Raw genomic sequence first — 10,908 nt, forward strand, 5'->3', positions numbered from 1 at the left:
GGAGGGCGGCGAGGCCGGGCGAGGTGCACGAGGAGCAGTACTGACAGGGCCCTCGGGGGCGCCGGACCTGGGGTGGGGGGCCGGAAGTCGCCCACCCAGGGGAGGACGGCGGGGCCGTCGTACTCCATCGGCAGTAGGACGCGAAGAATGCTCAGGGACGACGACGGGAAGACCCCGGGACGGCATCGTGTTGTCCATGGATGACGACCGTTCGCCGCGCCGGGCCCAGCGCCCCCGCCTCACGCAGAGGAGCAGCCGATGAGCGCCCTCGCGTTGTCCGTGCTCCTGTCGCTGGTCTCGGCGGTGGCGTACGCGGGCGGAGCGATCGTGCAGGAGCAGGTCGCGGTGTCGTCGCCCGGCGCTCAGTACGCTCCGCTGCGCCGGCCGGGCTGGTGGGCGGCGGTCGCGCTCAACGGCCTCGGCGGTCTGCTGCACGTCGTCGCCCTCGCGCTCGGCCCGCTGAGCCTGGTGCAGCCGCTGGGCGCGCTCACCATAGTGTTCGCGCTGCCCATGGCGGCGCTCTTCGTGGGCCGCAGGGCCGGTGCGACCGCCTGGCGGGGCGCGGTGATGGCCACGGTCGGCCTCGCCGGTCTGCTGTCCCTGGTCGGTGCCTCGCACGCGCAGTCGCTCGACATGGCACAGCGGGCCGGGGCGGCGCTGGTCACCGGCGGCGCGGTCGTGGCGCTGATGATCGCAGGCCGGGCCGTGCACCGGCACCCGGCGGTCCGCAGCATCCTGCTGGCGACGGCGTCGGGCATCGCCTTCGGCATGTCCTCGGTCTTCACCAAGACGGTCGCGGTCGACTGGACCGGCGGGGTGTCCGCCGCCGACCTGCCGTCGCTGGCCGTGATCGGCGTCCTCGCCACGGCCGGCATGGTGCTGTCCCAGGCCTCCTACCGGGGCGCCGGTCTCGCCGCCCCGCTGGCCACGCTCACGGTCGTGAACCCGGTGGTGGCCGCCGTCGTCGGCATCACGATGTTCGGCGAGACCTTCCGCTACGGCACGACCGGCACGGCGCTGGCGCTGAGCTGCGGCGTGGTGGCCGCGGGCGGTCTGATCATGCTGACGACGGAGCGGATCGCCCGGGAGGGCGGCACGGGCGACGAGGCCGCCGCGGCTCCGGACGGGGATGCCCCGGCGTCCGCCGAGGCCGGGGCGGCGGCCCACCCGACAGCGGCCGGGGCGACGGCGGCCGGGGCGACGGCGGTCAGCACGGCAGTGACCGAACCTGTGGCGGCCGGAGCGACGGCCGACGAGCCGATGCCGGCCGGACGGGTACGGTCCCTGCCGGTGCCGGAGACGTCGGTGGCGGTGTCGGAGCCGGTCACGTCGGTGCCGGAGGCCCGGCCGCCGGCCAAGATACTCGTGCCGTCCCCCGTGGCCTCGCCGGTCGCGGCGGCCACAGCCCCCGCCCCCACCTCCGATCCCGCCCAGGAGGAGCACGACGCCGGGTCGACGTCCGAGCCGAAGCCGGGACCGGTCCGCACCTCGAAGTGCAGGTGCGGGCCCGTGACGTTGCCGGTGGAGCCGGACCGCCCGAGGCGCTGACCGACCCCCACCGACTGGCCGGACTTCACGGAGATCGCCGAGAGGTGCGCGTACTGGGAGTAACGGCCGTCCCCGTGGCGGACCACGACCTGGTAGCCGTACGAACCGCCCCACCCCGCGCTGACCACCCGGCCGGCCGCGACCGACTTGACGGAGGTGCCGGTGGGGACCGGGAAGTCGACTCCGGTGTGGTAGCCCTTGGACCAGGAGGAGCCCGTCTTGTGGTACGGCGTGCCGGTGGCGGCGTCGACCGGGGCGACGACGGCCTGGCGGGTGGTGGCGCTGCCGGAGGACGACTTCTTCGGCGCCTTCTGCGGCTCCTGCCGTTTCTGCTGCTCCGGCTCCGGCTGCTGCGGCTTGGCCTGTTCCTGCTGCTTCCGCTCCGGCTGCTGCGGCTTCGCCTGCTTCTGTCGTTCGGCCTGCTTCCCGACGGGGGCACCGGACGCCCTGGCCGCCCTCTCGCCGCGCAGGGACAGCCGCTGGCCGGGCAGGATCAGGTCGGGATCGGATCCGATCGCCCCCCGGTTGGCCTCGTACAGGCGCTGCCAGCCGCCCCGGACCTCGTGGGCGTCGGCGATGCCGGAGAGGGTGTCGCCGGTCACCACCGTGTACATACGGGCCTTGCCCGCCCGGGACTGCGGTGTGGTCTGCGGCTGCACGTCCTTGACCGAGCCGGTCTTCCGCGCGGTGCCCGCCGTGGGCTTGTCACCGGGGGGCTTCTCACGGCTCTGCTCCGCCCCCGCTCCCCCGGCGGGCCGGATGTCGGGAGTGTCACCGCCGCGGGTCAGCCCGGCCCGCTGCGAGCACACCGGCCAGGCCCCGGGCCCCTGCGCGTCGAGCACCTTCTCGGCGACGGCGATCTGCTGTTCCCTGCTGGCGAGGTCGGCCCGCGGGGCGTACCGCGTGCCGCCGAAGGCCTCCCAGGTGGACTGGGTGAACTGCAACCCGCCGTAGTAGCCGTTGCCGGTGTTGATGTCCCAGTCGTGGGTGGACTCGCAGGCGGCGACCTTCTCCCAGGTCGCCGCGTCGGCCGCCTGGGCCGTGCCGGTGCCGACGAGGGGGAGGGCCAGGCCGGCGCCCCCCGCCGTGACGGTCAGTGAGGCGCGGTTGATCCTGTTCGGCTGATACCGGCGGTGCCGGCCGCGTACGGCCATGGAGGTCCCCCTCGACATTGCGTCAGGAGCGGCAAAAGTAAGCGCCGCGAACAGGCCATGACAAGACGGCAACCGGCCGGTTGGACGCGCCGACTGGCCGGGAAGAGACGGCCGTTGGCCGGATGGGGCGTGCGCCCGCTGAGACGGGCAGCCCCGCGCGCCCGTAAGAGAGACCTGGAGCAGGAAGTGCGACCGGCGTACCGGCACGTCAGCATGGTCGAGGGGCGAAACCGGCGATACTGGCGGGCACCCGGCACAGGCACCACCGACACCAAGGTCACTAGGAGCCAACCCAATGAGCACTGCAGCGCAGATCGGCGTCACGGGTCTCGCGGTCATGGGCCGCAACCTCGCCCGCAATTTCGCCCGCAACGGCTACACGGTCGCGGTGCACAACCGGACCGCCTCGCGCACGCACGCGCTGGTGGAGGAGTTCGGTGGCGAGGGCGACTTCGTCGCGGCCGGGACCGCGGAGGAGTTCGTCGCGGCGCTGGAACGGCCGCGCCGCCTGGTGATCATGGTGAAGGCCGGTGACCCGACCGACGCGGTGATCCGGGAGTTCGCCCCGCTCCTCGAGCCCGGCGACATGATCATCGACGGCGGCAACGCGCACTTCGCCGACACCCGGCGCAGGGAGCGCGAGCTGCGCGAGCAGGGCATCCACTTCGTGGGCACCGGCATCTCCGGCGGCGAGGAGGGCGCGCTGCACGGACCGAGCATCATGCCGGGCGGCTCGAAGGAGTCGTACGCGTCACTGGGGCCGATGCTGGAGAAGATCTCGGCGAAGGCGGCGGACGGGGCGCCGTGCGTCACGCACGTCGGTCCGGACGGCGCGGGACACTTCGTGAAAATGGTGCACAACGGCATCGAGTACGCCGACATGCAGCTCATCGGCGAGGCGTACCAGCTCCTGCGCGACGTCGCCGGGTACTCCCCCGCGCAGATCGCGGAGATCTTCCGCACCTGGAACACGGGCCGCCTCGACTCGTACCTGATCGAGATCACGGCGGAGGTGCTGTCGCACGTGGACGCGGCGACGGGCAGGCCGTTCGTGGACGTGGTGGTCGACCAGGCGGAACAGAAGGGCACGGGCCGCTGGACCGTGCAGATCGCCCTTGACCTGGGTGTGCCGGTCTCGGGCATCGCGGAGGCCGTCTTCGCCCGCTCCCTGTCCGGTCACGCGGCGCTGCGCGGGGCCTCGCGCGGCCTGGCGGGCCCGAAGGCGTCGCCGCTCGGCGAGGCGGAGGCGGCGGCCTTCGCCGACCGGGTCGAGCAGGCGCTGTACGCGTCGAAGATCGTCTCGTACACGCAGGGCTTCCACGAGATCGCGGCGGGCAGCGAGGAGTACGGCTGGGACATCGACCTGGGCGCGGTCTCCGCGATCTGGCGCGGCGGCTGCATCATCCGCGCGGCCTTCCTGGACCGCATCCGCGCCGCGTACGACGCCCGGCCCGACCTGCCGAGCCTGCTGTCGGACGAGACCTTCGCCCAGGAGATCGCCGCCGCGCAGGACGACTGGCGCGAGGTCCTGGTCGCCGCGACCCGGCAGGGCGTGCCGACGCCGGGCTTCGCCGCCGCCCTCGCCTACTACGACGCCCTGCGCGCCGAACGGCTCCCCGCCGCACTGACCCAGGGGCAGCGGGACTTCTTCGGCGCGCACACGTATCGCAGGACGGACCGGGACGGCGCGTTCCACACGCTGTGGGGCGGGGACCGGTCGGAGGTCACCGCGTAGTCCCCGCCCCGTCCGGCCCGCGGCCGGCCCCTCAGGTGAGCGGTGGTCCCGGCTCCGGGTTCGGCACGGGTTCGGGTCCCGGCGGAATCGGCGACGGGGACGGCTCCGGCGGACCGGGCGGCGGCTGGGGGCCGGGGCCGGGAGGCTGCGGCGTCGGCTGCGGCCCCGGCCCGGGGGGCTGCGGCGTCGGCTGCGGGCCGGGACCCGGAGGCTGGGGCGGAGGGGTGGGCTCCGGGCCGGGGACCGGTGGCGTCGCCGGGTCGGGTGGCGGCTGCGGTGGCTCCGGGTCCGGGCCCGGCGTGGGACCAGGGGTGGGCCCGGGTGGTACGGGATCCGGATACGGGTTCGTCATGGCGCTGTCCTCCGGCCAGTCGGTCGACGTCGGCTCTCTGGACTTGTCCCCCGCCTACCCGAGCGCCGCCACCCCACTCACCCGGCCGTACGAGCCCCGGCGCCCGGGCGGCCCGGACGTCCGTGCCGCCACCGCCGTGGCCCCCCCGCCCCGGGAAGGCACCCGGGACGAGGTGCGCGACGGCGCGGCCATGCGACTGCGGCACCGGCACCGCACGTGCGCCCTCGACGTTCTCTTCAGTCCCCGGTCAGAACCGATCCGGATGCGCCACGAGCCACTCCTTCGCCGCGCGCAGCAGCTCCGGGTCCGCGGCGGGCGCCTCGTCCGGGTGCCGCTCGGCCCACTTCACGACGTACGGGCACAGCGGCGCGACCGTGACGCCCTCGCGCCGCGCGATGCCGTACAGCTCACGTGCCAGGGAACCGGCGATGCCTTTGCCCTCGTGGGCCGGTTCGACGATCGTGTGCACGGGGACGAGGGCCCGCGCGGGTGCGTCGAGCACGAAGTACTCGACGCGTCCGACGACCTCCCCGTCCGCAACCGCCTCCAGCCGTCCGGCCGACCGGTCGTCACGGATCTCGATGTCACTCACGGCCACGCTCCTCACCGGTACGTCAGGCCGACACGGCCTGCGGGCTGCGTTCCTGGTCCGAACCGGGCACCGGCTCGGACGCGTCGGCCCCCAGGGCGACGATACGGTTCTCACCGTCCACGTGCACGACCCGGGGCCGCAACGACCGTGCCTCGGCATCCTCGACCTGGGCGTAGCTGATGAGGATCACCAGGTCACCGGGGTGCACGAGGTGTGCCGCGGCCCCGTTGATCCCGATCACCCCGGAGCCGCGCTCGCCTTCGATGACGTAGGTCTCGAGCCGGGCCCCATTGGTGATGTCCACGATGTGCACGAGCTCACCGGGCAGCAGATCGGCGGCGTCCATCAGATCGGCGTCGACGGTCACGGACCCGACGTAGTGCAGGTCGGCCTGGGTGACGGTGGCGCGGTGGATCTTGGACTTGAATACTGTACGAAACACGAAGAAACTCCCGATTGGTCTGCTCCCTGCCTGCTTCTGCAGGTCAGGGGCGTCGTCCGGAGGGTACATCGATTGGAGTGTCCGGTCATCTGTCGCCAGCTGTTGAAGGACTCACACTGACCCTTTGCTGACTTTGCTGACGCCGAGTCAGGATGACGGAAATGTCTTGACGGATCCCCGGCGTGCTTCGGTCCAGTCGATGTCGAGCGTCTGAAGGAGCGCCTCGACCGGCTGGGCGCCGGAGTGCCAACTGCCTGGCGTCAGAGGATCCGCACGCACTCCGGCACAGTCACAGCCCGCCGCGTCGCAGTAACTACAGGGCTCTTCAGCCGCGCACCTGCACCGATCATCGTCCGCCTCGCTCGCGATCCATTGCGTTCCCTCCTCAGCAACTCCGTGGCCGTCGCGATCAGCTTTCGGGTCCACTCCGACGCCACTTCGGTCTCCGTCGGCGGTCGCCGAAGAAACTGGGCTTCTTCTAACAACACGCAAGGGAGCTCGAACTGAGCTGTAGACGGGCCGGCCATGTCCTCGAACGGTGGGTGATTCCTCGTTGAAGCCCGTGGCCGACTACCGGAAGGGCCACCCCGGAAGACTCCGAGGCGGCCCTCCGGCACCGCGGAAGACGAGGGAGGTCAAGCCCGCTTGATCGCCTCGGCCCTGCCTTGCCACTCCTCCAGCACGGTCACACTCCGGAACAAGGTCTGCAGAGACCGACCGATTCGCCGGGCCGGTCCACGCAGGTGCCGGCTGGAAGCACCGAACAGGTTGATCAGTGCCATCACCTCCTGGAAGCCAATCGTCACGGTCTGCATGTCCGGGGAAGCTGTCGCCACCTGGTTGAGAATCTCCAGCGTGCCGTCCGGCCATTCGCCACGCGGCGTGTCAGCCGCCCACTCCAGGAACGCGCCGAACGCCCCGACGCCGGCCCCCATGCGCTCCGCGAAGCGTTCGGCCGCTGCTTCAAGGTCGCCGACCGGCCCGTCGATGGCCTTGGCCAGCCGATTGATCACCGCCAGCTTCGAGTTCATAGAAGCCCCCGGATGGCTGACGCGGGCCATGTCCTCCGCGATCAGCTCCATCATCGCTCCAAGATCCGACAAGGCGGACTCCACGTCGGCCATGTCCGCCGAAATGACCTCCAGTTGGGCCTCGGCTTCGACGGCCAGGTCGAACAGGCCGGGCCCGTCGTCGTGCCCACATCCCGGTTCCGCGCGAGGTGGCGCCGTCGGCCGGGAAGGGTCAACCGCGGCAGCCGCCCCGCGTAAGGCATCGATCAGGAGCATCGTGAGCTGCTGCCGGGCTGTGAGCGCGCCGTCCGGGTGCGACGCAAGCTCGATGGAAGGAGTCCTGCCCGCTCTGGAAGGAGTGACGGATCCCTGGGTGACGTGGACGGTGCACCGCCCGAGTGCGTGTCGCATGCCCAGCCCGAAAGACAGTTCCTCGTTGTGTCCGCTGAGGTCCGCCACGACGATGTCCACTTCGGTGAGCAGGCGCAGCAACTGGTCCGCGGGCAACCCGGCATCGGTGAGTGCGTCCGCTCGCAGGAGGGTGAGACCGAGCTGTTCACACGTGGGGCGCACGACGTCTTCGTAGAAGACCGTGGCCCGTTGTCGCCCGTCCGGTACGGACCGGCCGGGCGGGTCGGCGGGAATGGCCGATGCCCCGATGGCGAGGCAGGTAGGCATGGCGCCTCCTTCAGAGGGATTCACTGGCTTGATACGTCGGTGCCAGGCGGCCGACGGAGGGGAGAGCAGATCAGTCGAAGAGGGTGAGCGCTATGCCGTCGGCGATCTCGTCGGCGAAGACAGGGCGCTCCTCGATGCCCAAGGCGCGCAGCAGATCCACGGTGAGCACCCGGTGGCGCCGGCCGACCCGGACCGTGTCACAGGGGAAGGCGTCGCGGGCGACGAGCCTGTAGGCGGTGCTCAGGCACATGCCGAACGCCCTGGCCGCTGTCCTGAGGTCCACGCTGACCGGCAGGTTGAAGATCTCGCGGAAGGTGAGAGGTGTCTCCACGTGGTCGTTCACCCTTTCCGCCTGCTCCGCCGCAGGGAGATCGTCGCGACCTGCCTGCCCCGGCCCGAATGCGCGGTGCCGGCAGCCGTGCCGGCCAGGCCCCAGGCCTGTGCGAGTGCGCCGATCCGCACGCCTTCCACGCGGTGGGCGGGGATGGTGATCCGCCGACTGGCCGAGAGCGCGGTGCGGCCCGCGGGTGGGTCGTAGTCCACCTGCCAGGGATCGTCCGTGTCCGTGTCCGTGTCGAGGGGAAGGCCTCCGACACCTTCCACGTCGTCCACAGCCGTCTCCGGGCGGGCTCGGCGGAATACAGACCAGGCGCGCGAGCAGGCCGAGCGAAACACCTGGTCTCCGGGGTCCGGGGTATGTGCCCCGACCTCCGTCAGGGCTTCGAGATAGCACGTGACGAGTTCAGCCTCGACGTCTTCTCGTTCCGCGCGGAAGTACCAGGTGATCCTGAACGCGGTGCGGCGAAGCCCTGGCAAACCCAACCACACCACTGCCGACGGCCAGTCGGAGCGGTCGGCATCCGTACGCAGGCGTTCCGCGATCTGGTGCCACAGGGCGGTACGCACAGCGGGTTCCACGCAGCGGTCGTACAGCATCTCCCGGGCCTGCTCCAGGGCGATGGGAACGCCCGCTCCTTGTGATCCCGTAAAGAGCCGCAGTTCGGGCACCGGATACTGGCCTGCCCGCTGGCGTTCGACAGTGGTGAAGACGCTGGGGTGAGAGAGAAGCGACACAATTCCTCCTGGTCAATCCGTTGGGGTGGCCGGGGTCCTACTGCGCCACGCGGTCAGCAAGCGCGCCGCCAGTTCCTTGCCGGGCATGGCGTCCGGGCCGCGTTCGACGGCCAGGAGCCATCGGAGGAAGCCGGGCTGCCGGGCTGCCACCAGGCGCGTGAGCAGTTCCTCCAGATCCGGATCGGGCCGCGACGCACCAGCGGCTTCGCGGCACCAGGCCAGGAGGACGTCGCGCATGGACGGGTAGGCGGTCGACTCGTCGAGGGCGTGGCCGATCAGTTGGACCATGCCGGAGGCCGTCTCGGCGCCGGCGAGGATCTGACCGCGGCACCATGCGAGGTCATTCGCCGCCATGGCGGGGAAAATGAGGGCCACCAACCGGGCCTGGACACCGTCGGAGCCGGCCCAGTGCCGAAACCTGCCCAGGACGGTTCTCCTGGTCCGGGAGTCGCCCACCGAGAAGCGTTGCACCAGCGCCTCGGCGACGGCGGTGGCAACGGCAACGTCGTCCGCGCCGTCGCTCAGCGTCTCCATGAGCCTGTGCAGCAATCGAAGGGCCTGCCCGTCCGTGAACCGGCCGCGGTCCGGGTGGCAGGCATACGCGACCACTTTCCGCAGGGTCGCTTCCGGGGCGGCGCTCCACTGTTCGAGTAGGTCGTCCGCCTTCGCCGCCGCTGCCGCGTCGCGGACGGCCGTGCCCAGGCAGCGGGCGGCCACCTCGACTGCCGGAGGACACTGTGCCAGCGCCAGAGATCGCAGGAACTCAAGGGACTGCCCGCCGGACGCCACGGCCATGGCGGCGGCTGCCCGCCCGGCCCGTTCGATCTGGTCCGGTGCGTGTCCGGTGCCTGCGAGCCACGGGTACAGCATGGGCAGCAGGTCCGTGTGCTCACGGCAAAGGACCTCCCACACCGCATCGCCCACGGCCGGCCAGAAGAATGACAGGGTGTCCGTGGCCTCCGTCGCGTCGGTCCCTGGCTGTCGCGTACGTCGCGCCGCCAGGGCACGCAGGGTCTCGGCCATGGGCCGCCGACCGGCCGTCACGGCCTGCTGACAGAACGGGCTCCGCGCTGCGGGCTCCCTCTTCGATCCGACGCCCGCCGACGCCAGCAGGTCCTCGGCCCGCTCCATGACAACACCGTGGTCGAGTCCGCCGTAGACGCTGAGGGAGAGCAGATGGGCAAGGAGTACGGGGTTTTCCCGCGCCCGGCCCACCAGTTCCGGGGCCTCCACCCGGGCCAGGGCCTGCAGCACCTCGGCGCAGGAAGCGCCACCGCTACCCAGTCGGGCCACGACGTCCGCGGCCTGCGCCGCAAGCCGGGGCGGCAGCTCCATTGGCAGCAACTCGCCGAAGAGGTCCGGTCCCAGGGATCGCAGCAAGCGCGAGCGCCTGTCCTCGTCGGGGCAGAGGTCCGTGAGGTGGGCCGCGAAGACCTTCCGGGGATCCGGCGGCACGTGGTGCAGGACCGGCGTGCCCAGGTGGTCCTCCAGGGCGGTGGGCAGACCGGGGCCGTCCGCCAGCACAATAAGGAGACGCGCACCGGCCTCCGCCAATGGTGCTTCCAGCCTGGAGAGGTCCCAAGGGCGGAGCGCGAAGGGATCCGCGAGTTCCATCACCAGGTAGCCGTGCACTCCTCTCGGGCGCGGCATCCACCGGGTAAGATCGACGGCCCCGTCCACCTGGACCAGCACCGCATCCTCCCTGCCGTGGGCCAGCAGATTGAGGGCATGTGTCTCTCGGCCGGTCCCCGGTGCTCCGACAAGCACGGAGACACCGGAGTCGAGTGCCGCGAGGGCGTCATCGAAGCCGGGTGGCGGCACGAAACGGCGCCTCGCCGCCCTCAGGCCCTTCGCCCGCACGGGCCCCTGTCGCATCGGTCCCGCGAGAGGACCACCGTCCGACGAAGCGGACACGATCTGCCGCTGATCCCCCGTCACCAGGCCGGTGTTGACCGTACCGTTCGGCGCGACGACCACCATGTCCCGTCTGGCGGCCAGGGCTGCTACGACGAGGGAGTCGAGCTCGTCGGTCCGAAGAACCTCAGACGTCACCGTCGGCTCCGCTGCGAGCACGGCCGGAAAACTTGATGGTCGTGACATGTTGGCCGCCATGGACGGTGCCGGTGTTGATGATCCCTCGCTCCGCGTTCAAGACCGTGGTAGGAGCGGCTTCCGGGTGCTCGGCGGCACCCCACTCCTCGTGGCGGTCGCCTTCTGCCAGGGGTGCCGGCCGCCGGCGGTCAAACGGGATCACACGGTTCTCGTTCAGGAATTCCTCTGCTCGCATGTCGTCCTTTCTGAGCGATTGAGACACCCGAGGGGG

The 10,908-nt window shown here is 71.5% G+C and carries 9 protein-coding genes and 1 pseudogene; 2 read left to right on the top strand and 8 right to left on the bottom strand.

Annotated features, from left to right (window positions below; translation table 11 throughout):
* The first annotated feature begins 258 nt into the window (after positions 1–258).
* Positions 259–1,548 (top strand): DMT family transporter, encoded by a 1,290-nt coding sequence (locus tag IG88_RS44635; protein WP_234332410.1) that lies wholly within the window; start codon positions 259–261, stop codon positions 1,546–1,548.
* Here IG88_RS44635 and IG88_RS0132590 read toward each other — a convergent pair.
* Positions 1,443–2,702 (bottom strand): annotated as a pseudogene (locus tag IG88_RS0132590) (transglycosylase family protein); the annotation flags it as partial. The gene IG88_RS44635 and the pseudogene IG88_RS0132590 overlap by 106 nt on opposite strands.
* A gap of 295 nt (positions 2,703–2,997) precedes the next feature.
* Between IG88_RS0132590 and gndA the strand changes: the two are divergent.
* Complete coding sequence (gndA, locus tag IG88_RS0132595) at positions 2,998–4,437, top strand: NADP-dependent phosphogluconate dehydrogenase (protein ID WP_031049128.1); 1,440 nt, start codon at positions 2,998–3,000, stop codon at positions 4,435–4,437.
* A gap of 599 nt (positions 4,438–5,036) precedes the next feature.
* Here the strand turns inward: gndA and IG88_RS0132600 are convergent.
* From IG88_RS0132600 to IG88_RS41955, 7 genes are all read right to left on the bottom strand, one after another.
* Entirely contained in the window at positions 5,037–5,381 is a 345-nt protein-coding gene (locus tag IG88_RS0132600; RefSeq protein WP_031049130.1) for a GNAT family N-acetyltransferase, read from the bottom strand.
* 22 nt (positions 5,382–5,403) lie between these two features.
* The gene (gene panD, locus IG88_RS0132605; RefSeq protein WP_031049131.1) at positions 5,404–5,823 is read right to left on the bottom strand and encodes an aspartate 1-decarboxylase; all 420 of its coding nucleotides are present in this window, start codon (positions 5,821–5,823) and stop codon (positions 5,404–5,406) included.
* A gap of 635 nt (positions 5,824–6,458) precedes the next feature.
* On the bottom strand, positions 6,459–7,511 hold the full coding sequence (locus IG88_RS0132610) for a hypothetical protein (RefSeq protein ID WP_031049132.1): 1,053 nt from the start codon (positions 7,509–7,511) through the stop codon (positions 6,459–6,461).
* Positions 7,512–7,581: 70 nt separating this feature from the next.
* A complete protein-coding gene (locus tag IG88_RS0132615; RefSeq protein WP_031049133.1) occupies positions 7,582–7,854 on the bottom strand; it encodes a DNA-binding protein in 273 nt (90 codons plus the stop codon).
* A complete protein-coding gene (locus tag IG88_RS0132620) occupies positions 7,851–8,585 on the bottom strand; it encodes a hypothetical protein (protein ID WP_031049135.1) in 735 nt (244 codons plus the stop codon). Before IG88_RS0132620 ends, IG88_RS0132615 begins: the two co-directional genes overlap by 4 nt.
* Before the next feature lie 12 nt (positions 8,586–8,597).
* Entirely contained in the window at positions 8,598–10,637 is a 2,040-nt protein-coding gene (locus IG88_RS0132625; protein ID WP_031049137.1) for a hypothetical protein, read from the bottom strand.
* Positions 10,627–10,872: a hypothetical protein gene (locus IG88_RS41955; RefSeq protein WP_078861679.1), complete on the bottom strand. Its 246-nt coding sequence runs from the start codon at positions 10,870–10,872 to the stop codon at positions 10,627–10,629. The genes IG88_RS0132625 and IG88_RS41955 overlap by 11 nt, the downstream gene beginning before the upstream one ends.
* Between the last annotated feature and the right edge of the window lie 36 nt (positions 10,873–10,908).

Source organism: Streptomyces sp. NRRL F-5650 (genome assembly GCF_000721365.1).
GTDB lineage: Bacteria > Actinomycetota > Actinomycetes > Streptomycetales > Streptomycetaceae > Streptomyces > Streptomyces ardesiacus.

Coding starts and splice junctions, on each gene's coding strand:
- IG88_RS41955 (WP_078861679.1), bottom strand. CDS start 10,872: ATGCGAGCAGAGGAATTCCTGAACGAGAACCGTGTGATCCCGTTTGAC.
- IG88_RS44635 (WP_234332410.1), top strand. CDS start 259: ATGAGCGCCCTCGCGTTGTCCGTGCTCCTGTCGCTGGTCTCGGCGGTG.
- gndA (WP_031049128.1), top strand. CDS start 2,998: ATGAGCACTGCAGCGCAGATCGGCGTCACGGGTCTCGCGGTCATGGGC.
- IG88_RS0132610 (WP_031049132.1), bottom strand. CDS start 7,511: ATGCCTACCTGCCTCGCCATCGGGGCATCGGCCATTCCCGCCGACCCG.